At 36.9% G+C, this 25,908-nt stretch carries 23 protein-coding genes; 13 read left to right on the top strand and 10 right to left on the bottom strand.

The features are described 5' to 3' along the window. The first annotated feature begins 4 nt into the window (after positions 1 to 4). Positions 5 to 358, top strand: a complete 354-nt coding sequence (locus tag ACQ33O_RS01265) for a type II toxin-antitoxin system PemK/MazF family toxin (protein ID WP_430993731.1) — start codon at positions 5 to 7, stop codon at positions 356 to 358. Between the two features lie 214 nt (positions 359 to 572). Here ACQ33O_RS01265 and ACQ33O_RS01270 read toward each other — a convergent pair whose 3' ends face one another. Next, entirely contained in the window at positions 573 to 2,363 is a 1,791-nt protein-coding gene (locus tag ACQ33O_RS01270; protein ID WP_430993732.1) for a tail fiber domain-containing protein, read from the bottom strand. Between the two features lie 468 nt (positions 2,364 to 2,831). Here ACQ33O_RS01270 and atpD point away from each other — a divergent pair, with 468 nt between their 5' ends. From atpD to ACQ33O_RS01290, 4 genes are all read left to right on the top strand, one after another. Beyond that, positions 2,832 to 4,337: a F0F1 ATP synthase subunit beta gene (gene atpD / locus ACQ33O_RS01275; RefSeq protein WP_430993733.1), complete on the top strand. Its 1,506-nt coding sequence runs from the start codon at positions 2,832 to 2,834 to the stop codon at positions 4,335 to 4,337. A gap of 134 nt (positions 4,338 to 4,471) precedes the next feature. Beyond that, complete coding sequence (gene atpC, locus ACQ33O_RS01280) at positions 4,472 to 4,723, top strand: ATP synthase F1 subunit epsilon (RefSeq protein WP_430993734.1); 252 nt, start codon at positions 4,472 to 4,474, stop codon at positions 4,721 to 4,723. Between the two features lie 113 nt (positions 4,724 to 4,836). Then, entirely contained in the window at positions 4,837 to 5,346 is a 510-nt protein-coding gene (locus ACQ33O_RS01285; protein WP_430993735.1) for a ferritin, read from the top strand. A 43-nt stretch (positions 5,347 to 5,389) separates the two neighbouring features. Then, positions 5,390 to 5,824, top strand: a complete 435-nt coding sequence (locus ACQ33O_RS01290; RefSeq protein ID WP_430993736.1) for a DUF983 domain-containing protein — start codon at positions 5,390 to 5,392, stop codon at positions 5,822 to 5,824. Positions 5,825 to 5,826: 2 nt separating this feature from the next. On the opposite strand, the gene ACQ33O_RS01295 is transcribed toward ACQ33O_RS01290, so the two are convergent. From ACQ33O_RS01295 to ACQ33O_RS01310, 4 genes are all read right to left on the bottom strand, one after another. After that, a complete protein-coding gene (locus ACQ33O_RS01295) occupies positions 5,827 to 6,270 on the bottom strand; it encodes a DUF2721 domain-containing protein (protein WP_430993737.1) in 444 nt (147 codons plus the stop codon). Between the two features lie 23 nt (positions 6,271 to 6,293). Next, on the bottom strand, positions 6,294 to 6,929 hold the full coding sequence (locus ACQ33O_RS01300) for a phosphatase PAP2 family protein (RefSeq protein WP_430993738.1): 636 nt from the start codon (positions 6,927 to 6,929) through the stop codon (positions 6,294 to 6,296). A 45-nt stretch (positions 6,930 to 6,974) separates the two neighbouring features. After that, positions 6,975 to 9,383: a TonB-dependent receptor gene (locus ACQ33O_RS01305; protein WP_430993739.1), complete on the bottom strand. Its 2,409-nt coding sequence runs from the start codon at positions 9,381 to 9,383 to the stop codon at positions 6,975 to 6,977. A gap of 119 nt (positions 9,384 to 9,502) precedes the next feature. Continuing rightward, on the bottom strand, positions 9,503 to 10,696 hold the full coding sequence (locus ACQ33O_RS01310) for a thiolase family protein (protein WP_430993740.1): 1,194 nt from the start codon (positions 10,694 to 10,696) through the stop codon (positions 9,503 to 9,505). 162 nt (positions 10,697 to 10,858) lie between these two features. Here ACQ33O_RS01310 and ACQ33O_RS01315 point away from each other — a divergent pair, with 162 nt between their 5' ends. From ACQ33O_RS01315 to ACQ33O_RS01330, 4 genes are all read left to right on the top strand, one after another. Continuing rightward, positions 10,859 to 11,896 carry a quinone-dependent dihydroorotate dehydrogenase gene (locus ACQ33O_RS01315; RefSeq protein WP_430993741.1) on the top strand — a complete coding sequence of 346 codons (1,038 nt, stop codon included), beginning with the start codon at positions 10,859 to 10,861 and terminating at the stop codon, positions 11,894 to 11,896. Between the two features lie 76 nt (positions 11,897 to 11,972). Continuing rightward, positions 11,973 to 12,212 carry a hypothetical protein gene (locus ACQ33O_RS01320; protein WP_430993742.1) on the top strand — a complete coding sequence of 80 codons (240 nt, stop codon included), beginning with the start codon at positions 11,973 to 11,975 and terminating at the stop codon, positions 12,210 to 12,212. 272 nt (positions 12,213 to 12,484) lie between these two features. Continuing rightward, the gene (locus tag ACQ33O_RS01325; RefSeq protein WP_430993743.1) at positions 12,485 to 12,724 is read left to right on the top strand and encodes a hypothetical protein; all 240 of its coding nucleotides are present in this window, start codon (positions 12,485 to 12,487) and stop codon (positions 12,722 to 12,724) included. A gap of 102 nt (positions 12,725 to 12,826) precedes the next feature. Next, positions 12,827 to 13,609, top strand: coding sequence for a TerC family protein (locus tag ACQ33O_RS01330; protein WP_430993744.1), 783 nt, complete (start codon positions 12,827 to 12,829; stop codon positions 13,607 to 13,609). A 4-nt stretch (positions 13,610 to 13,613) separates the two neighbouring features. On the opposite strand, the gene ACQ33O_RS01335 is transcribed toward ACQ33O_RS01330, so the two are convergent. Next, positions 13,614 to 14,321, bottom strand: a complete 708-nt coding sequence (locus ACQ33O_RS01335) for an RsmE family RNA methyltransferase (protein ID WP_430993745.1) — start codon at positions 14,319 to 14,321, stop codon at positions 13,614 to 13,616. A 65-nt stretch (positions 14,322 to 14,386) separates the two neighbouring features. Beyond that, positions 14,387 to 15,952 carry a replicative DNA helicase gene (gene dnaB / locus ACQ33O_RS01340; protein ID WP_430993746.1) on the bottom strand — a complete coding sequence of 522 codons (1,566 nt, stop codon included), beginning with the start codon at positions 15,950 to 15,952 and terminating at the stop codon, positions 14,387 to 14,389. 460 nt (positions 15,953 to 16,412) lie between these two features. On the opposite strand from dnaB, the gene pheT reads away from it, so the two are divergent. The 3 genes from pheT to ACQ33O_RS01355 are packed head-to-tail and all read left to right on the top strand — an operon-like array spanning position 16,413 to position 19,417. Next, complete coding sequence (gene pheT / locus ACQ33O_RS01345) at positions 16,413 to 18,839, top strand: phenylalanine--tRNA ligase subunit beta (protein ID WP_430993747.1); 2,427 nt, start codon at positions 16,413 to 16,415, stop codon at positions 18,837 to 18,839. Positions 18,840 to 18,891: 52 nt separating this feature from the next. Beyond that, entirely contained in the window at positions 18,892 to 19,128 is a 237-nt protein-coding gene (locus tag ACQ33O_RS01350) for a hypothetical protein (protein ID WP_430993748.1), read from the top strand. 4 nt (positions 19,129 to 19,132) lie between these two features. After that, the gene (locus ACQ33O_RS01355; RefSeq protein WP_430993749.1) at positions 19,133 to 19,417 is read left to right on the top strand and encodes a cell division protein ZapA; all 285 of its coding nucleotides are present in this window, start codon (positions 19,133 to 19,135) and stop codon (positions 19,415 to 19,417) included. On the opposite strand, the gene ACQ33O_RS01360 is transcribed toward ACQ33O_RS01355, so the two are convergent. The 3 genes from ACQ33O_RS01360 to ACQ33O_RS01370 form a co-directional block, all read right to left on the bottom strand. Continuing rightward, positions 19,418 to 21,655, bottom strand: coding sequence for a hypothetical protein (locus ACQ33O_RS01360; protein WP_430993750.1), 2,238 nt, complete (start codon positions 21,653 to 21,655; stop codon positions 19,418 to 19,420). A 14-nt stretch (positions 21,656 to 21,669) separates the two neighbouring features. Beyond that, complete coding sequence (locus ACQ33O_RS01365; protein ID WP_430993751.1) at positions 21,670 to 23,514, bottom strand: transglutaminase-like domain-containing protein; 1,845 nt, start codon at positions 23,512 to 23,514, stop codon at positions 21,670 to 21,672. 94 nt (positions 23,515 to 23,608) lie between these two features. Then, positions 23,609 to 24,172, bottom strand: a complete 564-nt coding sequence (locus ACQ33O_RS01370; RefSeq protein WP_430993752.1) for a ferritin-like domain-containing protein — start codon at positions 24,170 to 24,172, stop codon at positions 23,609 to 23,611. Positions 24,173 to 24,302: 130 nt separating this feature from the next. On the opposite strand from ACQ33O_RS01370, the gene rny reads away from it, so the two are divergent. Next, complete coding sequence (gene rny / locus ACQ33O_RS01375) at positions 24,303 to 25,868, top strand: ribonuclease Y (protein ID WP_430993753.1); 1,566 nt, start codon at positions 24,303 to 24,305, stop codon at positions 25,866 to 25,868. Positions 25,869 to 25,908: the final 40 nt, after the last annotated feature.

Raw genomic sequence — 25,908 nt, forward strand, 5'->3', positions numbered from 1 at the left:
TTCAATGGCATCATATAAACAAGCAGATTTAGTAGAATTAGACTTCCCAATTTCATTACCTGACGGCAACGATCTTTACCACCCAGTTTTAATTATATCATGTCATGCCGCAAATAGTCGGGAAAGTCATTATACTGGTATTATGATGACAGCATCCACATATAAAGATATGTTTTCATTTAATGTTTCAAATGATATGTTTGACGCACATCTCAACAAATCAAACTGTCAGTTGCGACTTCAGATAATTGTAACTTTTAAAGAGTCCCAAATAAAAAAACTTCTGAATAAAATGAAAAAAATTCATTTTAAGGCTGCCGTAGAGCAATTAAAAGATTATGTACTTTCAGTAGATTAACCACTTATTTTTTGGGACAAATTGTACATAGGCTCCTGTGCCACGAATCGAGGCGTGGAGAGTTGGGCTGATACCTCCAGAAAGCCTTTTGCAGTTAATTTATCTTTAAAAGGAATCAGTTGCTGATGAAGTTTGTGGAGCAAATTTATAGATTATCACTAAAAACCCCGTTTGTCAATACAAACGGGGAATAAATTTATCATACTAATTCTCGCTATTTAGTTGCAACGCTACTAACTGCCGAATTTGTTCTTTTATCATTAGCATCAATACGATTTTGCAATACTACCATTTGCTCCTGTAATTTATTGATGATAGCCACTTGCTCTTTTAGTGCTGCATTTTCCTCTTTCAAAATTTTCATTTCTGATTTCAACGAAGCATTTTCTTTTTGTTGCAGGCTGGATCTCTTTTCTAATCCTTGAAGCATGATCATCATAATACCATCCATATCTATGGTAGTAAGCACAGTATCACAACCTATTTTACCATACTTATCTCTACCGAATGAAGAAAATATTTCCTGCGCCATAGGGCCATAATGCCTGTTTGCAACATCAGCTTTATAATTCCATGAGCCAAGTCGTAACCCGGACAACTCCTTTAGGAAATACTCCTGATCTGCAGGAATATACCGTTCTTTTTTTGTAGAATCGGAAATTGATCCCCATGCTGTACCATTTGCAGTAAGTGTTACACCTAAAGTCATGGCAGAATTTGTAAGTAATCTATAACCACCGGCATAACGGGATGTAAATTGATTGTTGGCAGAGGATGTAGTGTAAGTAGAAAGTGAGGAGGATGTCCCAGACGCATCAGAGAGTACCAAAGACCCTGTATGTATTGCCCTTCCTCTATAGCCAATAGCTACCGAATAATCTTCTCTGGCATTTACCCGATACCCCAAGGCAACGGTTCCCTGCCCCATTGCAGAATCTGTGTAACCCATTGCTACCCCCGCAAATCCTCCTACTACATTACTTGCGCCTGCACTAAAGCCGGCTGTGCCGTCCACTTTTATTCCTGAACCAAAACCCACACCAACAGTGCTGCTCACAGTTACCTGATCTCCGTAAGCAAATGCTCCATACCCACTTGCTGTTACCTGGTTTCCTCCGGCAAATGTAAAGTCGTCCATATTAGCATCGTCCCAATTGGTTTGACCTATTGGAACCCGTCCGAAACGCAAAGCACCCCTGGCAGCAAACCACATAAAACGGGTACCTGGGCCGGTAGCAGGTATTTGATAAGCAGCACCCGTAGTATTACCTACATCCATTACAAAACCAGTTGCTAAAATATTACCGAATTGATCAAATTTAAATTCTCCTTGTTTAGGCGATCCGCTGGCAAAAAATGTTGTTTTTACGTTTACTCCTCCATTATCTTGCATCTGTATACCAATATTTGCGGCACCATTTTTAGAAATATAATTATCACCGGTAATAAGGTTAGTAGTAAGTGTATGATTTCCCAGATTATCACTGGAGCCGAGTAATGGTGTCCAAACACCACCAGTATAATGATATAAGCCCGGCGTATTATCTGTTTGATAAATAATTAATCCGGCAGCGGGGCTACTAATAAGATCTCTTGACTGCATAGTCATTCGAGGAAGTAGCAAACCTTTATTAGTACTGGTTATATCAAGTATAGCACTGGCATCGGGATTTTGTGTGCCAATACCTACACTACCGGTTGCATCAATGGTTAATTTGGGTGATGCCTGTATTGCTAAATGTAATTTTCCTGAAGTACCGAAGCCTGTACCAAAGTCAATATCTGCATCTGCTCCCGAGTAAGAGCCCCAATAACCACGGTAAATATCATTTTCAAGAATACCCATATACATACTATTCGGTCCGTTAAAGTAAGCCAGATTATTGTAGATGGTAGATTTTACTTCCAATGGTGCATTTGGACTGGTGGTACCAATGCCTACATTTTGTGCATTTCCAAAGGAAGTGATACAGATAGCTGCAAATAACAAAGATAATTTATTCATAACAGTTGTTTTAAAATTAGATAAGATGTTATCTAAGAGGAAGATATTGGATCTGCAACAAAAGAAACACTAATGTAAGTTTTTATTTTCGTTAGAGGCAGAAAAATGAATTAATGTGGTGATTTTGTAACTGCTTATATTGGAAAATCCTACAAAAACCATTCAGATTGTGTCGCTGGTTGGGAGACCAGGTGACGGCAATTCAAAATTTGCGGTGTTGGCTTACGAACGACTTTAGGTTGCTATCTACTCCATAATTAAAGATAAATAGTAGCCAAAATGTTGAGCGGAGCCCTTCGTTTCCTCAGGGTAAACTCTGCCACAGTCGTCAAATCAGGGATCAAAAGCCCATTACAAAAAAATCAGTATTGTATTTCAAAATCCCGATTTCAACCCTTACCTTTGCGGCCTGAAACGAGGCAGCTCAGGCTAAATCGTACATCTCAAATTAAAAATCGTAAATAGAATATGGCTAATACTGGTAAAATCAAGTCAATTATCGGTGCGGTTGTGGACGTTCAGTTCGACAGCGACAGCAAACTTCCCGAAATCTTAAACGCATTGGAATTAAAACGTGAAAACGGTGATACACTGGTGCTTGAAGTTCAACAACACTTAGGAGAAGATAGCGTACGTACCATTGCGATGGACGGTACTGAAGGTCTTGTTCGTGGTACTGTTGTTGTTGATACAGGTAAACCAATTGCAATGCCGATCGGTGAAGGCATCAAAGGTCGTTTGTTCAACGTAACCGGTGATGCTATTGACGGTTTACCACAAGTAAGCAAAGAAGGTGGTCGTCCTATTCATAATAAACCACCTTTATTTGAAGACCTGAGTACAGCTAACGAAATTCTTTTCACAGGTATTAAAGTAATCGATTTGATCGAACCTTATGCAAAAGGTGGTAAGATCGGGTTGTTCGGTGGTGCCGGTGTTGGTAAAACAGTATTGATCCAAGAGCTTATTAATAATATCGCAAAAGCTTACTCCGGTTTATCAGTGTTTGCAGGTGTGGGTGAAAGAACCCGTGAAGGAAATGACTTGATGAGAGAGATGATCGAAGCCGGCATTATGAACTATGGTGATGATTTCAAACATAGCATGGAAGAAGGCGGATGGGATTTGAGTAAAGTAAATGTAAAAGGATTAGAAGATAGTAAAGCAACATTTGTTTTCGGTCAGATGAACGAACCTCCAGGTGCTCGTGCTCGTGTGGCTTTGAGTGGTTTGACCATTGCTGAATATTTCCGTGATGGAGATGGTACTGGTCAAGGTAAGGATATCCTTTTCTTCGTAGATAATATCTTCCGTTTTACACAGGCAGGCTCTGAGGTATCGGCTTTGTTAGGTCGTATGCCATCTGCGGTGGGTTACCAACCAACGTTGGCAACAGAAATGGGATTGATGCAAGAGCGTATTACTTCCACTAAGAACGGTTCAATTACATCTGTACAGGCGGTTTACGTACCTGCGGATGATTTAACGGATCCGGCTCCTGCAACAACATTTGCTCACTTGGATGCTACTACGGTATTGTCTCGTAAGATTGCCGATTTGGGTATCTATCCTGCGGTTGATCCTTTGGATTCTACTTCACGTATCCTTACTCCTGCAATTGTTGGTGACGAACATTACAACACTGCAAACAGAGTAAAATTAATTTTACAACGTTATAAAGAATTACAAGATATCATCGCTATCCTTGGTTTGGATGAATTGAGTGATGATGATAAACTAACGGTAGCACGTGCCCGTAAAGTACAACGTTTCTTATCTCAACCATTCTTTGTAGCTGAACAGTTTACCGGTTTGAAAGGTGTATTGGTACCTATTGAAGATACGATCCGTGGCTTCAATGCTATCATGGATGGTGAAGTAGATGAGTATCCTGAAGCAGCTTTCAACCTTGTTGGTACTTTGGAAGATGCAATTGAAAAAGGTAAAAAATTAATGGCAGCAGCGCAAGCGTAGTTAATTAGCAGATTTGCAAATATGCAGATGTGCAAATGACTGGTCGTTAGTTTTTAATGATTATTGAAAGTGGTTTTAAAATTAAAAAATTGGCATATTTGCACATTTGCATATTTGCACATTCTTAAAAAGCAATGACTCTAGAAATATTAACTCCAGAACGTAAGATTTTCAGCGGCGATGTTTACGGTGTTCAATTGCCGGGCATCAGCGGTTCATTTGAGGTATTGGATAAACATGCTCCGATGGTGAGTGCTTTAAAAGCAGGCAGCCTTAAAATCTTGAATGATAAAACTGCTACTACTTCATACAAAATACAAAGTGGTTTTGTAGAAGTGCTGAATAATAAGACCACTGTGCTTATTGAAGGAGCAGAAGAGAATTAATTATTTATAGATAATAAAAAAGCCCATACAAAATGTATGGGCTTTTTTATTTGTAAAAATTACAAAATCAATTTGTAACTTGGTAGTCCTCGTTCACCAAAAAAAATATTTATATGTTATCTAAAAAAATACTCGAAGCGCTTAATAAACAAGTTTTAATGGAAGCACAGTCTTCACAAGCTTATTTAGGAATGGCTAGCTGGGCCGAGATTCAGCCCGGATTAGATGGTGTTGCCGCATTTTTTTTCAAACATAGTGACGAAGAACGTATGCATATGTTGAAACTGATACACTTCATCAACGAACGTGGTGGTTTTGCTGTTATCCCTGCTCTACAACAACCGGCTCTAACATTCGTTTCATTGAAGAAAGCTTTTGAAGAACTATTAAAGCATGAACTGGCAGTAAGTGAAAGCATCAACGATCTGGTAGATATTTCTTTACAGGAAAAAGACTATGCTACACATAATTTTCTTCAATGGTATGTAATGGAACAAATGGAAGAAGAAAAGTTAGCGATGGATTGCAATGCTAAATTAGAAATGATCGGCGATGATAGAAGTGGCTTGTATTTGTTCGATAGAGATATTATGAGTATGGGTGCCGGTGGTGGAAGAAAATAATCCAAACTGATGTGCTCCGATGTTTTAACTATCTTTGTGTTAGATGAAAAAAGCTCCCAATTATTTTTTAAGCATATTCAAAATGAAATGTCCTCGTTGCCGCCGTGGACCTATGTTTAAAGATGCTAACCCGTATAAAAAACTAAAGCTATCTCACATTTTTGATATGCCTGAAACTTGTCCAACCTGCAATCAAAAATATGATCTTGAAACAGGCTTTTGGTATGGAACCGGATATGTTAGTTATGCTTTGGCTGTGGCTGTATCTGTAACAACCTTTATAGCATCGTTGGTTTTGTTTGGAGTAAATTTTAACGACAATAGTATTTTTTGGTGGCTTACAGCAAATTGTATTTTACTTGTACTTATTCAACCTTGGCTAATGCGTTTAAGTAGAGTAATCTATTTATACTTTTTTGTAAAGTATGATGCAGATTATGAGCATCATAAACCGAAGGAGTTTGATCATCATCAATAAAATTACTCCTGCTGTCTGAAAATATCGGTAAAAATATTTTCCTTTGAAAGTTCTTCAATATCACTTAACTCAAGATCAATAGCACGGGTACTTTTATTTATTTCTATCAATGAAAGTGAAATAGATATAAATAGCAAAATGAGGCTTGTTGCAAAAATAAAATGTGCTGCTTCTATCCAGTTTCTGAAAATAGTATACATACACAACACACACAATAAAAAGCTGATCACACTCAACATCTGCATGTAACGGATCAAATTTAATCGGCTTCTTAAATTTTTTATTTGCCCTAAGATATTTCTTTCATTAGGTTTACCACTTACATATTCTTCATGGAGTTTTCTTACCCTACCGGCCACAGCCAAAAAACGATTGGTATATGCCAGCATCAACAAAGTAATTGCCGGAAAAAGTAAAGCTGGAGTATTAATTGAAATTTCTAACATGTTTTAAAGTTATTAAGAAAAACTTACAAGCTAACTGTTTGATGAGATGATTTATTTCTCTTAGCAACTTTTCTATCGTGCCATTTTTGTATTTTATAACTTAAAAAGGCACTACCTGCCCCTACTAATGCTCCGGCTAAAACATCGCTTGGATAATGTACTCCCTGATACATACGAGCCCAGCCAACGCTTACTGCATAAAGACAAGAAGGTGCTATTACATACCATTCCGGATAACGAAAACATAATGAGGCCGCAGTATTGAATGCCGCAGACGTATGACCCGATGGAAATGACATACCTCCACTCTCATCATCCCGTTTTATAATAAAAGAATATTCCTCAAAGGGCCTGTTTCTATCTAAAACCTTTTTTGTGCCTTGCGTAATAATGGCGGAGGTAAGATATCCACCAAACATATATAACGCATCTTTCTGTAGTTTTTTATCATGCCTTATCAAACCTATTGCTAAAGTTGTGACCGGCGTTCCAACACTCATTACTGTAACCGACGAAGCACAGAGTTCAAGATATTTATTCTTAAATGTAGTTTCCTTTTTATTGATTGTCTTTAATATATCAACATCCAGATTTTGAGCCTTTATATTAACTGAAAAAAAGAAAGGTCCAAAGATCATTAAGCCGATTCGTAAATTCATAAGAATATTTTTATGTTAGATGCACCATTATACTTTTTAGTTGGGTCAACGACCTGCGTTTAACGAAAAATTCAATGGTACATTTAATTTGATAGTGAAATTTCTACCCATATTAAAAACCCCTGTTCTTCCTGTACTCATATTTTCAGCAGCATATTTTAATCTGCTTAAATGATTTTGATAGGCTACATCTGTTATATTCGTAGCTATAAGATGTACACTAAAAAATGTATTCCCCTTTTTAGATACTATATCAGCCCCTAACCCTGCATTCAGTAACGTATATCCTGATGTTGCGGTTTCTGTATTATATGCTTTAAAAATGTTGTGTTGTTTAAACGTATTATCTATTTCAAATTTTACATATCCATTACTGATATGATTTCTTATTTTTTTAATATTCCCTCTAAATTCTGTTATTAATCTTGGAGCAGGAATAAACGGTAGAAATTTATTACCTTCTATTGACTGTTTCAATCTCCCTGTAACAAACGAGAATGTATTTTCAATATGCAGCCAATCCAAAGGATGAGGATGAAAATCAACAGTTGCTTCAATACCAGTTAAGGAGGCTTTAGTTTGTTCAAATTGAAATGCTGTCAGATCCTGCCCGTCCACATTAATGAGTGAATCAGTTCCACCCGTATTCTGTAGTTTTCTATATAGAATAAAATTACTGAAATTATTATAGAAGACAGACAAATCAAAAGACACATGTTCTGTATTGAAATCAAACCCAGCATCAATTTGCGTACTGACTTCGCTCTTTAAATCTGAATTACCATATTCATATCTGGTTGTTCCTTCATGTGCACCATTAGAAGCAAGTTCCGGAATGCTCGGTGCTCTGAAGCCTCTTGCAATATTCAATTTAACATTCAGGTTATGGCTTATTTGAGCAGCTATACCAAGGCTTCCTGAAAAATTAGCAAATGATCTTTTTATTGCAGGGCCTTTCACATCCAAACCATTCATCAGATCGCTTGTATGAATATTACGGGTATCATACCTTGCACCACCGCTCAATGTTATTTTTTTGATCGTTTTCCTAGTGTACACATATCCGCCAACATCAAACAGGTCGTAATCAGGAATCAGCTGTTCCAACCCTTTATTGGTATTTGTTTGATGCATTCCGTTAATACCAATAGAAGTTTTCCAACCTTTCATTTCTTGTAAATGAAGTTGTGCAGCATAAGTGATCGTTTTCAGATCAAAGAACAACTCTCTTTCATTCAAATCATCTACGTTGCCAAACTCTTTCCGCTGGTTATGCTGGTATCCAACGTTAATGGATAGACGTTGTTTTCCCAACTTAAAACTATTGTCTGTTGCAATTTTAAAATGCTGAATGTTTTGATAAGGCACCAAAGGAATCCGACTTTTAAAATCTGCTTCCGTTGCTCTCTCTTCCCCTCCACCTGCAACAGGCTTTATAAAATAGCCATCATTATCCCTGTCTCCTTCTATCAGGCCGGCCTTTAAGTTAAACTTACTCAACAACAAATGACTATAGCCCCAGTTTCCATTATAGCCAACATAACCGCCAAAATTTTTCTGAGAAAACTTTGAATTAAAAACGCTTCCGTCATATTTATTTTTATAATCTTCAGCACTTACTACAGAGGTATACACATTCCAGTTCAAGTTGTTTCTATTTCCTGCCAAACTAATATTGTTCGTTGTGGATCTGTTGTTGGTTTGATATCCGGAAAAGATATTTCCTTTTAAGGTATTGTTTGCAACCGGTACATTGGTGATGATATTGATAACTCCGGCAGTTGCATCACTACCGTAGATCAAAGATGCAGGGCCTTTAAGAATCTCTACTTTATTTACACTTGCTTCATCTATTTCAATACCATGCTCATCACCCCATTGCTGCCCTTCCTGCCTCACTCCATCATTGATCGTTAAAACCCTATTGTAACCAAGTCCACGAATAACAGGTTTTGAAATTGCCGGCCCTGTTGATAAAGTTGACACTCCCGGTTTTTTTGCCAATGCATCAATAATGTTTGTAGCATTGTTTTGCAATAATTCTTCTTTATTTAAAACAGCTACCTGAAAAGGCACTTTTTTTAATTGTGTTGCACCTGTGGTTCCGGTAACAATTACCGTATTACTTTCTACAACAGTATGACTTAAAACATATTCCTTTTTTGTTTCACCAATTATGTCAACATACTCCGAAATCGTGTTATATCCAACATGTGTTATTTCTATCAAATGTTTTCCCTCCGGTATATTATTTATAACAATCTCTCCATTAGCATTTGTAATGCCTCCAACTTTTACATCAGAAAAATATACAGACACCCCTTCAATAGGATTACCTGTCAACGCATCTTTGATCGTTGCAATAAAAGAGCCTTTTAAAATATTACCGGCCGATGCGGTAATAGTTAAAATCATACATAACGCTATTGCAGCAGCAACTTTAAATAATTTCATAAAATATCATAATTTGAAACAATGTTGCAAATATATAAATATTCAACAATGTTGCAAATATCTTTCTTAAAATAAAAAAACTCCACAGTAAAATGGAGTTTAACCAGTCGTTAAGTATCCTATTCAATATTTTCAATGATTCCGGCAATTCCTTGTCCACCACCAACACAGGCCGTAACAATTCCGTATTTCTTTTTCAATCGTTTCATGTCATTCAATAACTGTATAGTGAGTTTTGTACCGGTGCAACCAAGTGGATGCCCCAGTGCAATTGCTCCGCCATTTATATTTACAATATCAGTATTCAAATTTAATTCACGAATCACAGCTAATGCTTGCGATGCAAACGCCTCGTTCAATTCTATCAGATCTATATCTGCTAAATTCATTGCTGCTTGTTTTAAAACTTTTGGTACTGCTTCTATAGGCCCCACCCCCATGATACGTGGATGGACACCAGCACTTGCACAATTCACCAAACGACCGATCGGTTTTAACCCTAGTGTTTTTATCATTCTTTCACTCATTACTATAACAAAAGCTGCGCCATCACTTGTTTGCGAAGAATTTCCTGCAGTTATACTTCCTCCCATTGCAAAAGCAGGTTTTAATTTTGCTAACCCATCAATACTGGTATCTGCTCTTACGCCCTCATCTGTATCGACTGTAAAATTTCTTTTTTGTTTTTTCCCTTTTTCATCCAAATAAACTTCTTCTACATTAATCGGCATAATACCACTCTTGAAATATCCCTCCTTAATTGCATGGCCTGCTTTTGAATGGCTATTATAACTAAACAGATCCTGATCCTCCCTACTAACGTTGAATTCTTTTGCTACTGCTTCGGCAGTTAAGCCCATGCTTAAATAAAAATCAGGTTCATCTTTTGCAATAGAATAAGATGGCGAAGTTTTCCAACCCGCTGTTGGCACCATACTCATACTTTCCACTCCGCCTGCAATGATACATTCAGCCATACCCGTTCTGATCTTAGCTGTTGCCATTGCAATGCTTTCTAATCCGCTGGCACAATATCTGTTGATGGTAATTCCAGGAGCATGAATGCCTACTGCTTTCGCAGAGATCATTCTACCCACTTGTAAGCCTTGCTCTGCTTCAGGTACAGCATTACCAACGATCACATCATCTACCAATTTCACATCTAATTGCGGCACACTTGCCAACAAACCTTTTATTACATCAATGGCGAGATCATCAGGTCGTGTAAATCTGAAACCACCTTTCTTGCTTTTTGTTACAGCTGTTCTATAACCTGCTACTATGTATGCTTCTTGCATGGGAAAATAGTTCATTGTTAATGGTTCATAGTTGGCCGGTATTAGCAAAAAATAATTATTATCAACTATGAACCATTTGCTAATTACCAATAGTTGTTTATGCAACTTTCTATATCAAAGTTATAATTTCTACTTGAAAACAAAAAACTGAAAACTGTGACTTAATTTTGCGCCACCATGTACAATCTAATACGTTCTTTCTTATTCCTGTTTGACGCCGAAAAGGTGCATTATTTTTCGATGAACAGCTTGAAAGTTTTATGTAAAGTTCCTTTTATAAAAAAATGGATAGCCGCAAGCTACAGGCCGAAAAGAAGAGAACAATATTCAATATTCAATATTAAATTTTCCAATAAAGTAGGCCTAGGGGCCGGGTTTGATAAAAATGCAAAATACCTGAATGAACTGGAAGCATTAGGTTTTGGTTTTGTAGAGATTGGTACAGTTACGCCACTGCCACAGGATGGCAATCCTAAACCAAGATTATTCCGTTTACCGAAAGATAAAGCGATCATTAACAGAATGGGATTCAATAATGATGGAATGGATGTTGTGGCGGATAGATTGAAAAGTTGGAAAGATCGACCACAGACCGAAGACCACGGAAGACTGATCATTGGCGGAAATATTGGTAAAAATAAAATCACACCAAATGAAGATGCATGGCTTGATTATGAAAAGTGTTTTTTAACGCTATATAATTATGTAGATTATTTTGTGGTGAATGTTAGCAGTCCGAATACGCCGGGCTTAAGAGAATTACAAGATAAAGATTCACTAAGAAAAATCCTTACAAATCTCCAAAACCTAAACTTTAAACTCCTAAACCCTAAGCCCATTCTCTTAAAAATAGCTCCGGATCTTACTTTAACACAGATCGATGATGTAATTGATCTTGCAATGGAAATTAAATTAGATGGACTGGTAGCAACAAATACAACCATTAGTAGAGATGGGCTTAGTAGCGAATCAAACGATGTGAGTAAAGAAGCAGGCGGGTTAAGCGGAGCTCCATTAAAACAAAGAAGTACAGAAATCGTAAAATATATCTCCGATAAAACAAATGGCAAATTGCCTGTTATAGCCAGTGGCGGTATCCTCACCGGAACCGATGCCAAAGAAAAAATAGATGCAGGTGCCTCGTTAATACAAGTCTGGACGGGATTCATTTACCAAGGCCCTGCCATAGTAAAAAATATTTGCTCAAAAATTTAATTGAACACTTGCAACCCTATAGATAAAAATTTTATCTATTTAGTGCAAACATTTTGTAACACTAAATTAAATTTTTATGAGTGAAGAAATTAAAAATGAAAATGCTCCACAAGAAAAAGGATTTTTCGATAAAATGAAGGATACTTTTGAAGACCTGAAAGACAAAGCAGAAGAAGTTTACGAAAAAATAGAAGATAAGGTTGAAGATGCCTGGGATGCTACAAAAGAAAAAGCCGGCGAATTGAAAGAAAAGATCGCTGATAAGATAGATGATATTACAGGCGAAGTTGGCACGGAGGGAGCAGTAAAAAAATAATCTTCATATGCTGTTTAATACCATATGATGTATTCCGCTAAAACATCCGTAGTTGAATCAATTATTATCTCAAAAAACCAATTCATTGGCACATTATAGTGCAAATAAAGCTAATGTAGGCGTGTTTTGCAGAAGAATTTGAATTCCGTTGCTTTTTTAGGATATTTTTCGCTTGCAAGAAATATGTTAAAGTTCTGATTTTATTTGCAACAATTGGTTTGATTATTGCGTCTTATGAATAGACGATTAATTTTTAATCAAAATTTTATACGATGAGTGAGAGTATAAAATATGAAATTGTTTTAGAACAACTAAAACACAGATTAGAAGTATTAAAGGATAAAACTGAAGAAGCTTTAAAGAAAATGGGAGGCAATACCGGAGGAATATATTACAGAATTGAAGGTAAGATTCAAGGCTCCCAAAGTACAGCAAAACAAAAATCAGTCAGTCTAAAAGAAAAGATCAGTAATAAAATAGATGATCTAAAAAAAAGGGCGACCAAAAAATAGTCAGTGATATCCTCAAAAGCTTAAAGCGATAGGTAACCCTATCGCTTTTTTCTTAGAGTTGCTGACTACAATATATATTTGCATCAAATTATTATCTTCACAATGGAACATTTATTTACTTCCGAATCTATCATTAGTTTTTTTATCCTAGTAATTCTCGAAGTTGTTTTGGGTATTGACAATGTGATTTTTGTAAGCATCATCATAAACCGACTACCAAAAGAAAGCGAAAAAGCTGCCCGAAGAGTTTGGATGATAACCGGCATTATTGTTCGTTCATTATTATTGATGGCATTAGGCTGGTTATTGAAACAAAAAGACAATCCTGTTTTCACTATATCAGGCAAGGGGTTCGACCTTGCAAGCTTAGTAATGCTTGGTGGAGGTTTGTTTTTGATCTATAAAACAGTAAGAGAGATTCATCAAAAACTGGAAGGAGAACTTGAAGAACATGCCGGCAACAAACCAAAGATATCTTTCACACAAGCTGTAACACAGATCATTGCCATTGATATGGTGTTTTCATTTGATAGCATCATTACCGCCGGTGGTACAGCAGAGCATGTAGAGATCATGATAGCTGCCGTCGTTATTGCCATGATCATTATGTTTTTATTCAGTCCTAAGATCTCTTCATTTATACATAAACATCCATCTTTAAAAATGCTGGCACTTTCATTTCTGGTAATGATAGGTGTTAGTTTGGTTGTGGAAGGATGGGACAGCAAGCAAGCCCATGAGCTTCACTTGAAGAATTATATCTACTTTGCAATGGCATTTTCTTTTGCTGTAGAAATTCTTAATATGACAATAATGAAGCGGCAAAAAAAGCAAAGGGTTGTAGAATTGAACGAGCCTGTTTTGGAAGAAGAAAAATCAGAATAAGCAATTACCTGTTAACCAATAAAGTGGCAGCAACAATACCGGCTGTTTCGGTTCGTAATCTTGTATTACCTAAAGCAACTGGGATATATTTATTTTGCAAAGCAACGTCAATTTCGTCTTGTGTAAAATCTCCTTCCGGGCCGATACAAATTTGCTGGTTCATTAATTTCGGAATTTGAAGATGACTTAATTGTTGTTTATCATCTTCTATACAATGCGCTATAAATCTTTGCTGAGTTGAAGGCTGTTGAACGTACTGAACAAACTTTGTTGGTTCATGGAGTAATGGCAACCAAACTTGTTGTGATTGTAGCATGGCACTTACCAAGATCGTTTTCATTCTGTCAAAACGGAAATGTTGTTTTTCAGTTCGGGTACAAAGCAGAGGAACAATTGCTGTTACACCTATTTCTGTTGCTTTTTCTAAGAACCATTCAAACCGACTTGTATTTTTCACCAATGAAATAGCAATAGTAACTTTTCTTGGGGCCGGCGGTCTGTGGTCTGTCGTTAATACCCTGACGCTACAGGCTTTCTTATTATTGTCGACAATCTCTGCAGTAAATAAATTTCCTTTCCCATCAGTTAATTGCAACTGTTCTCCATTTTGCATACGCAAAACCTGTACAATATGTTTAGACGTTTCTTCATTCAGGGCAATCGAATTTTGACCTGCTATAATATTTTCAGAATAAAAAAAAGGTAAAGCCATAAATAAAAAGAAGAATGAAAAATCAAATTTAATTCTTCATTCTTCATAAAACAATTATCAATTATTTAGAAAGGACTTTCTTCATCAAAAGCGCCATCATTCATCCTACTGCCCTTTTGTATGTATAGTTTTGCTCCGGGATCACCTCCTTCATCAGGTCTTACCGGTCTAAAACCACCACCCGGACTACCGCCACCAAAATCACCGCCATCCTCTTCATCTTCAATAAATTTCTGAATGTGCAACAAGGCTTTTAGTTTAACTGTATCCAAACTACCATTACGATGTTTTGCGATCTTTACATACGTCTCACCTTTTGTGCTCTCTCCCATTGCATCCTGAGTAATTTCATAATATTCCGGACGGTAGAGAAACATTACCATATCGGCATCCTGTTCAATCGCACCTGATTCTCTCAGATCACTCAATTGTGGAATTTTTGCACCTTCTTTACGTTTTTCAACTTCCCTGCTCAACTGTGATAACGCAATGATCGGAACCTGTAGCTCTTTCGCCAATCCTTTCAAGTCTCTTGATATACGGCTGATCTCTTGTTCACGGTTACCGTTTCTGTTCTCTCCTGCTCCACTCATCAATTGCAAATAGTCGATAATGATGATGCCTACATTGTGTTTGTTTTTTAAACGACGACATTTCGCTCTCAATTCAAAAATATTCAAAGCAGCGGTATCATCAATAAATATAGGTGCATTACTTAAACGTTCAATTCCTTTTTTATAGAGTTGCTTCATTTCGTGTTCTTCCAATTGACCACGATTGATCTTCTCTAACCATATTTCACTTTCGGCACTTAAAATACGTGTAACCAATTGTCCGGCACTCATCTCAAGACTGAAAAAGCCTACCGCTGTAGGTTTTGTAGGATGTAAGGCAGCACTACGGGCAAGATTCAATGCAAAGGCTGTTTTACCTACTGAAGGTCGTGCCGCAAGAATAATAAGATCTGTAGGCTGCCAACCATAAGTCAATTTATCTAATTTAGGAAAACCACTTGGCACACCTGTGATATCTTCATCACGGTTACGCATATCTTCAATTTTCTGAATGGTTTTAACCAATACAGTATTGATATCATCGAAATTTTTACGAAGGTGATTGTTAGTGATCTCAAACAACTTACTTTCTGCATCATCCAACAGATCAAAAACATCCGTTGCATCTTCGTAAGCGTCGCCGATTATTTCTCCGCTGATCCTTATCAATTCTCTTTGAATGAATTTCTGTAGAATGATTCTTGAGTGAGCATCAATATTAGCAGATGAAACTACAGCATTGGTTAATTTGGAAACATAGTATGGACCACCAACCAGATCAAGTTCTTCCTTGATCTTTAATTCTTCAACAACTGTCAACAGATCTATCGGCAAACTCTTTTGAGCCAAAGAAGTAAATGCTCTGAAAATGCGCTGATGCGCCTCAGTATAAAAACATTCAGCTTTTAAAATTTCGATTACAGTATCAAAGGCACTTTTTTCTAGCATGATGGCTCCAAGTACAGCTTCTTCCAACTCCTTTGCCTGAGGCGGTACTTTGCCAAATACCATGTTTCCTAGATCGAGTGAGGGTTTTCTTCTTGTCTTTCTATCTTTGTTAAGGTTAGTAAAATCCATGTTCGGTGTAAGGTTATAAAGTTAAAAGTTAATGGTAGTAAGCCTCTGCAGTTCAACTGATTTCTTCGTTTAACGGGCAATGTTAGCATCGTTTAAAACCAAAAAAATGGTCATTTGAGTATTGCAGAAAGACTAAGATAAATTCAAAAAAGTTCAGGTTTATGCACATGCCTTTGTACCCAACTTTTTATAATGATTTTCCACTGTTCATTCACATGTAAAAGTAGGTTATCCACGGCTTATAAACATGGTAATTAACAAGCATTATTCAGGCAAATGGGCATTCGCATTCATTTATTAACAGTATAGCAACCAAATCTTTTTTTTTCTTCACTAAGCAAGCTTTTTTTTCACTTGTTTATGTGAAAATGAATTCATATTTGGCAACGAATTCGGGTAAATTTTACCGCTTGTATTGCAATAGTTATCTTTGCCGACACAAATAATAATATTACAGTAAATGACAATAAGTTACAACTGGCTAAGTGAATATCTTCCCGAAAAAGTTGACCCTGAAAAACTGAGCAAAATCTTAACTGCTATTGGTTTGGAAGTTGAGAGTATGGAAAAATACGAAGAGTTGAAAGGCGGCCTCGAAGGACTTGTAATTGGTGAAGTGCTGGAATGCGAAAAACATCCTGATGCTGATAAACTTAGTCTTACAAGAGTGGATATTGGTGCTGCTGAAAATCTGCAAATTGTATGTGGTGCTCCGAATGTAGCTGTGGGGCAGAAAGTAGTAGTGGCAACAATCGGCGCAACGATCTATCCTTCTACCGGAGAACCATTGACAATGAAGAAAGCAAAGATCAGAGGCGTTGAAAGCTTTGGGATGATCTGTGCAGAAGATGAGATAGGATTAAATGATAATCATGCAGGTATAATGGTATTGCCAGCCGATACAAAAGTTGGTACAGCTGCTGCAGATTATTTTAAGCCATACAACGATGTTATTTTTGAAATCGGTCTCACACCAAACAGAATGGACGCCATGAGCCATTTAGGTGTGGCAAGAGATGTTTGTGCGTATCTATGGCATCATAACAAAAAAGAAGTATCGGTAAAATCGCCATACAAAAATGGCATTAAAGCTGAGAATAAGACTTTACAAATTGCCGTAAACATTGAAAATGCAACTGCCTGCGAAAGATATGCCGGCATCAGCATTAAAAATGTTACCGTTGCAGAAAGCCCGAAGTGGCTACAACAAAAATTAAAAGCGATTGGGTTAAGACCTATCAATAATATAGTTGACATCACCAATTTCATATTGCATGAAACTGGACAACCTTTACATGCGTTTGATGCGGCTGCGATAAAAGGCAATACAATCATTGTAAAAAACCTGCCCGAAGGAACCCCTTTTATTACTTTGGATGAAAAAGAAAGAAAACTAAATGCAGAAGATCTGATGATCTGTAATGCAGAAGAACCAATGTGCATTGGCGGTGTGTATGGTGGTTTACACAGCGGCGTAACAAATACAACAACAAGTATTTTTTTAGAAAGCGCATGGTTCAATCCAATTTCAATTCGTAAAACATCGTTCAGACATGGATTGCGTACAGATGCAGCCACGAGATTTGAAAAAGGTGTTGACATTGGCAACACCGTAAATGTTTTAAAACGTGCTGCCCTGTTGATCAAAGAAATTGCCGGCGGAGAATTTGCAAGTGATATAATTGATGTTTATCCTAACCCGAAGCAAAAAACAGAGGTTGCTATTAAATATCACTACCTGAAAAAATTAAGTGGTAAAAATTATCATGGCGATACAGTTAAAAATATTTTAACCGGACTAGGGTTTGAAATTCTTAAAGAAGGTATTGACGATCTTCGTATATCCGTTCCGTTTAGTAAGCCCGATATCAGCATACCTGCAGACATTGTTGAAGAAATTATGCGTATTGATGGGCTTGATAATGTAGATATCCCATCTGTCATAAGTATCTCTCCTTCAGTTGAAACCCTTGCTCATGAAGCAACATACAAGGAAAAGACAGCTAACTACCTGATAGGACTTGGATTCAATGAGATATTTACAAATAGCATTACCAATGCTGCTTATTATACTGAGGAAGAATTACAGACAACCGTAAAAATGATCAACAGTTTGAGTGCAGAGTTGAATGTAATGCGACCAAGTATGATGGAAACCGGATTAGAAAGTGTTGCGTACAATTTGAACAGAAAAAACAGCGACCTCCAATTTTTTGAATTCGGAAAAACCTACAACATTGTTGGCGAAAACAAATATTCAGAAAAACAACACCTGAGCATTTACATTACCGGTAAAAAAACAATGGATAGCTGGAAAGGAAAAGGAGACAAAGCTGACATTTATTTTGCTAAAGCAGTTGCTGAAAAGATCATTCAATTACTCGGTTTGAAGATCGGCTCTTTAGAAACAGTAACGAATAAAAATCTTGACAACTGTCTTGAACTAAAGATCAAGAATGATGTTGTTGCAACCGTTGGTACTATTAACAAAAAAACAGCTGATCGTTTTGATATAAAACAACCTGTTTTATATGCAGACATTGAATGGGAAAGATTGATCACCTTAAGTAAAAAAGTAAAGATCGAATTTGCCGGCATTCCGAAGTTTCCTGCAGTACAAAGAGATCTAGCTATTGTGGTAAATAAATCTGTTAAGTATGATGATGTGCATAAAGCTACCAATGGTGCTAAAATAAGCAAATTGCAATCTGTTAATTTGTTTGATATTTTTGAAAGCGATAAATTAGGTGCCGACAGAAAATCACTTGCCATTAGCTTTACCTTTTTAGACGAAGAAAAAACTTTAACCGACAAGGAAATTGATGCAATGATGAGTAAAATAATTGTATCTTACGAAAAGGAACTAAATGCAGAAATAAGAAAATAGATTGACGCCAATAGAGGAAAATATCACCCGGATCAACAACAAGCTTCAGCAATTGCTGAAGAATTATGCCGCTCTCAAAAAAGAGAACGAGCAGTTGAACACAATGTTGTCCAACCATCGATCGCAGAAAGAAAACGATTTGGAAAAGATCACCCAATTAGAACAACAGGTAGCTATCTTAAAATCTGCTGCCGGGCAAATGTCAGAATCAGAAAAAAAAGCTTTCGAAAAAAACATCAACCAATATATTAAAGAAATAGACAAGTGCATTGGCTTGCTGAGCGAATAAAATTATGGCAGAATTAATTCCTGTAAATATTGTTATCGGCGACAGAACCTATCGCATTAAAACCAATCCGGAAGATGAGGAGATCATCAGGCGTACGCTAAAAACAATCAATGATAAGATCATTGAATTTAAAACACAGTTCTCAGGAAAAGATATGCAGGATTACATTGCAATGGTAATGATCTGGTATGCTACCCAGGCCACCACCGACACAAATAATCCTGCAATTGAAAAAGAGATATTAAGTGGGCTCCTTAAATTGGAAACGCAGATCGATTCTAATCTGTAATTACTTTTTCTTCTCCAACAATAACTTTTTCTCTGTAAATTCAGAAGCTGCATCCATCACCTGCAATAATTTACTCCAGTTACTTACCGGTTCATAATTACTGTTATAGGTACGTGATGCAGTTATTGTAACGATGTTACCTGATTGTTTTGCGGTAGATGTGAAAGAAGCAACATCATTTTCTGTTTTCTTATTGATCTCATCCAATCCCTTAACAGTATACCCCTCAGGTATCGTAATGTCAAATGTATAAGACAAAGTACGGGCGGCAGACATATATATATCTACAGTTCTTGTACGATCTTTCTCTTCTACTTTTGAGAAAGTACCCATTAATTTACCGGCATCTAAAATGTAATTGTTACCTGCTTTCTTAACAAAATTCTCCATAGTAAACTTCTGCTTGAATTCAAACACGGGTTTTTGTACAGCAAAGCCATTGTTCACAATTTGATAGCTGATCAACTCTTTTGGATACTGATCATATTGTGCGTTGATCTCATCTTTAAAATAATCTTTTTGATTTATTTTTTCTTTGTCAATAGCCGTTTGTAATTCGGCAGCTTTTGCTTTAGTTTTTTTATCATCGAGCAAATATTCTACTGCACTCATTTTACCAATCAATGCTGCAAAGCCATCATTTACTTCCTGTGCGGTTAACAATTTTTTTTGATCAGATTGCTTCATCTCTCCCGATTCGGTAACACTGCGATCAATAGTAAGCAATTGCATATTCTCTTTTCCAAATTCAACCTTAATGGTTTCAGCTATAACATTCTCTGTGCTTTTGCTAACGGGTAATTTGATCGGCAATTCCGTGTCAGAAAACTTTGGCTTTCTGTCTCTCCCTTCACGAGTGATCACCAATGCATTTTCTCCCTGATAAGCAGAAGGCAATTGACCTGTATTATGGAAGAAATCATTAAAAGCGATCCACTTGTATTTTCCTTCGTGATTGATCTTTACAAAGGTTTCAATATCACCCAATCCAAAAATTTCATTCAATCTTCCTGAAAAACGATTACAAACCAATACAATATCATTTTCAATATCATAATCTCTCAAGACCTCACTGAACGTAATGGCCATATCGTACCAATCCATATTGCCATTGTTCTTTTCGTTACTTACGTTCATGTTGGTCAACGATGGATATTTGGACCAATGATAATAGTTATACAAATAATTAATGATACTATCTGAGGGCAATTCCTTCATCGCTTTCTTCCCACCAAAATATTCTTCCATTGGTTTCTCAACGGAAAAATCAACCAAACGAAATCTGATCTTATCTGTATAATAATTTTTCAATTTTGTTTTATACAACTCTGTAAACGGACCTCTTTTTACATTACCCGGACTTGCAACAATACTTGCTCCAAGAAATCCATAGCGAATAACATGATAAGGGAACTGTCTTGCAAAACAAGACCACATCGGTGTTTTTGCTTTAGGTAGATTTTTTTCTGTGAACTCCAATACTATATCATTGTCATCATTTTCCGATTGCGCAATTGGTTTAGCGCCATTCATACTCATTACATCTGCACCGCATTTTTTATCGAGTGTGTACTTAACGTTATAGTATAATATCGGGTATTCACCACCGAGAGGAAAAACATTCGGGCCTCTTGTATCAGCTCCATTTTCGGTTACTTCTTCAATACGGATATAGTAATCTAAAATATCCCCAACCTGTAAATTAGGGATAGCCAATTTACCTTCTTTGTCTTTTGCTTCATTTTTAGTTAATACTTCTTCATCAGCATTTACAATAAATTGTTTGCCATCGGTTTTAATAACCTTAGCCCCTACATAGGTTTTATATGTTTCAACAATTTTTGTGATGAAGATCGAAGAGGTATTGTTCAGGTTTTTCTTATACTCCAGCGTTGAAAACTCATCTAATGCCGCTTTATCATTGATCTTTACCCTCTCTCTTAACGTAGTGTAATACTTTAACCTCGTGGCAAATCCGGGACCGAACAAACTGATCTTTAATTTTTTCTTCGATGAGTTGGTAACCTCCAGCATTTTTGCCAACACCACCGCACTTTCATTTTTATATTCGCTTGGTACCTCTATTACATCAAATGGTTTGCCACCACTGCTCCATATTTCTTCCTGCACTTCTGCAGCTCTTTCTTTATACTTTTTTTCGTCTTTTGCTCCACCTTGTGCCAAAAGAGTTGATACACAGATAAAACTTAAAATGATAGTTCCGGTTATTTGCTTCATGTGTTATAGGTTGCTTATTTTTTGATTAGTACGATCTGTTCTCCGTAAAAACTTTTCAATTTTTCTACATCTTTATTCCACTGCTCAAATTTGCTTTTCTTCAGCTTAATATTTTTAATTATGATATTCTTGGTGTATAATAATTTATTGTCCTTTTTGGTAAGCGTTGCAGTAAATTCATAATCATCATTTTTTACCGAAACATTCGTTGGCATTGAAGAAACGGTATAACCCGCCGGAATGGTTAATTGCACATCTAACACGGTGTTGGTTTTATAAGAGAACCAATAATCATTTGATCTTTCTTTAAGATCAAAAATAAAAGCGTTCAAATTCTTTCTGTAATCAATATCAACATACAATTCGTTGCCGAATGAAGTAATAGCATTAACGTGTTGTAAATTATATTTTACACTCAACGGTTTATCATAATTCGTTAGGTCTGAGGTAACAAAATCAGTGATCAAATAATCTTTGGATCCGTCGCTCAGGTATTTGGTAAATGCCTCAGAACTTTTTTCTTTTTTAATAGCATTCAATTGTGAGAAAATGCTTTCTTTTTCTTCTCCTTTCCATTCTCTTGATACTGTACCTTCGAGGTTATTACCATTGATCGACAAAACACATTTTTCAGCATCAAGATTTTGGTGGTAAGTAGTTGCAGGAACTTTAGAATAAATGTATTTGTCACCATCTTCGATCAGTATCTCTCTTCCCTGAATGCGCTCTGCATATTCATTGAAGCCAATGTAATTTTCTGTAGCATCTAAAAAATATGTCTTTCCCTGATAGATCAGTGCACAGATCATATGATTATCTACCGCCATCGATGGCGTTGCATATGTGTAAGCAATATGGTTTGTACCGATCCAACAAAGCCTTGCATCAAAGCCAAGTGCTTTTAATAATTCTTTGGTAAGATGTGCCATACCTTTACAATCGCCGTATTTTTTTCTTAAAACCTCATCAGCCTTTTCCGGTTTGAATCCTGCGATACCATCTTCAAAAGCCACATATCTGATATTATCATGCATCCAGTAAAATGCTTTTTTGACCTTTTCAAGGTCATCGGCAATTCCGCTGGTAATTTCAAGTGCTTTCGCTTTTATTACTGCTTCATTATTACCCGGACTTTTTGTTAGGGTACGATACCATGCATACTGATCATTCAACGTATTAAAATAATTGATCTTACCATCAGGTGTATCCGCATATTTACTCAACACCATTAAATGCGGCTCTGTATATGATATACCCGGGCTATGCCCTTCATTTTCTTTTGTAGGAACATTTTTAATGGTATAAGTAATTTCATCGGCATCTATTTTACTGTTGTAAACCGACGTCTTTGTTATATCATATCCTTCAAAATTCATTTCCTTTAGTTCTACTTTCATCCATTTTGGCACTGTGATCGTTACTATCTTTTTCTGAATATCATATTCTCCGCTGAAATAAATAGATGTGAAGTAACGTGGATCTGTAACTGTTTTCTCAAAATAGGTTTCACTGTTACTGCCTTTTTTCTCTAATGGCATATTGAAATAACAAATATGTGCATCGGAGTAAAAAATGTTCTCCACAGAATAATATTCATACCTCGGGGTAATGTATTTGGCTTTGCTACCATCTACATAGACCCTTACATCATCAATAGTAGATTTGTCATCATAAAACTCAACAATAGGAATTGAGGTACGAAAGTTCTGACACAAATAGGTAGTGGTTAATTGTTGTTTGATCTTAACCTCTTTATCCTTTTTGCTGTAGTCAAAAGTGTAGGTTTCGTAAGCAGACGAGATAACTACGTTGCTGTCTTTTTCAATTGCAAATGCTGGTAAAAAAAAGGCGATGCTCATCGCCAGGGTTGAAACAAGTTTGATCATAAATGATGTAAGGGTGGTAATTCCGATAAAAATAAGCGTATTTGCTAACCTGCAAAATTTTAAACTGTTATTTTTTACAATAAATATCAGATTCCTCTACAGGATATTTTTTTTCCAGATCGATATTATTGAAACTGTCCTTGCTTCCCCAGAAAAAATATTTTTCAAAAAAAGGAAGTAGTTTGTTTCCTTTTATTTTCTCCAGAAAATAGATCTCATGCTCCTTTTCCTTCATTCCCATATCGTACAAAAGCCGATCGTGCTCTTTAATACCCAAACTATTAAAATATTGTTTCATCCTGAAGTACTCACATACGTTGCCGCTTTCAAGTCTGCCGGCAAAATAAAACGGCATGAACCATCCTATCACATAACAACCGGCAGCAATCATTTTACCGATGACCCAAAATCTGACCTCATAATATTTTGAAACGGGTACTTCGTATTGTTTCATTATCTGCAATACTTCCGCCCTATGGTCCCATTCATCCAATTCAATTTGCCGGATAGCTGCTTTTTCTTCTTTGTTTTTAACGGAGCCTGCATGCCCCTGATACGCAAACGATGCCGCTCTTTCAGCTGAGTAAGCCCTTTGTAATAAATCGATTAGCTCGGGGTGGTTAAGTGTCATTTTATATTAATGTTTGCAAACTTACTCCAAACAAATTGCTTATCTTCGCCAACTAACTATTTTCCCCCATTTTTTATGGTTATAGTGAGAAAATTTAAGATTGTGAACCGTTTAAAAACAAAAAATCTCAATGGAACCGAATATAATTTCGATCATCGTAGGTGCAATTGCCCTAATCGTAGGGATTGTACTGGGTAAATTCATTTTTGCCAAAAACACCCAAAAACAAGTCGAGGAAGCTGAAAAGCAGTCACAGATTATCATCAGAGAAGCCGAATTAAGAGCCGAAAATCTTAAAAAAGAAAAAGAATTAGAGGCTAAAGAAAAGTTCGTACAAATGAAAGCCTCACATGATAAAGATGTGATGCAACGTAACCAGAAGCTTGTTGAAGGAGAGAATAGAATTAAACAAAAAGAACAAAGTCTAAATCAGAAAGAAGCGAACGTCGATAAGCAGGTAAAAGAAAACGAAGCCATAAAGGAAACCCTTAATAGGCAGATAGAAGTGGTGAATCTGAAGCGTACTGAGTTAGAAAAACACCAGGAAGAGCATATCCGTCGTCTGGAGAAAGTAGCTAATTTAAGTGCTGAAGATGCCCGTAACCAACTGATCGAAAGCCTTAGACAAGAAGCTCAGACCAAAGCGATCGGTATTCAACAGGAAATCATTGAAGAAGCCAAACAAAAGGCAGGTAAAGAGGCCCGTAAAATTGTTATTCAAACCATACAACGTACTGCAGCAGAACAGGCTATTGAAAACTCTATCACTGTTTTCAATCTTGAAAGTGATGAAATCAAAGGATCTATCATCGGTAGAGAAGGCCGTAATATCCGTGCCATTGAAGCTGCTACAGGTGTAGACCTCGTGGTAGATGACACTCCAGAGGCGATCGTTCTTTCTTCATTCGATCCTTTGCGTAGAGAAGTTGCCCGTTTATCCTTACAACGTTTAGTGGCCGATGGACGTATCCACCCAGCCCGTATTGAGGAGGTAGTGGAGAAAACAAAACGCCAACTGGACGATCAGGTAATGGAGATCGGTGAACGTACAGCAATGGAATTAGGTGTTCATGGACTTCATAAAGAATTGATCAGAATGGTTGGGCGTATGCGTTTCCGTTCTTCTTATGGTCAAAACTTATTGATGCACAGTCGTGAAACTGCTAATCTTTGTGCTATTATGGCCGCCGAATTAGGTATGAACCCTAAATTGGCTAAACGTGCCGGTCTATTACACGATATTGGTAAAGTGCCTGATGAAGAAACTGAATTAAGCCATGCATTATTGGGTGCTAAACTGGCTGAAAAATATGGTGAAAACCCGGCAGTAGTGAATGCCATCGGTGCTCACCATGATGAAATGGAAATGCAATACGTGATCTCTCCCATTATTCAGGCTTGCGATGCCATCAGTGGTGCAAGACCGGGTGCAAGACGTGAGATCATGCAGCAATACATTCAACGTATCAAAGACCTTGAAAGCATGGCTCAAGCCTATCAAGGGGTTGAAAAAGCATACGCAATTCAGGCAGGTAGAGAGTTAAGGGTAATAGTAGAAGCTGAAAAAGTAAGCGATGCAGATAGCGACAAATTAAGCTTTGAAATAGCTCAAAAAATACAGACCGAAATGACCTTCCCGGGCCAGATCAAGGTTACGGTTATTAGGGAGAAAAGAGCGGTGAATATTGCCAGATAGAAGCCTCAAGCTGCAAGCCACAAGGAACAAAGCCTGAGAT

Source organism: Ferruginibacter sp. SUN002 (assembly GCF_050611725.1).
GTDB lineage: Bacteria > Bacteroidota > Bacteroidia > Chitinophagales > Chitinophagaceae > Ferruginibacter.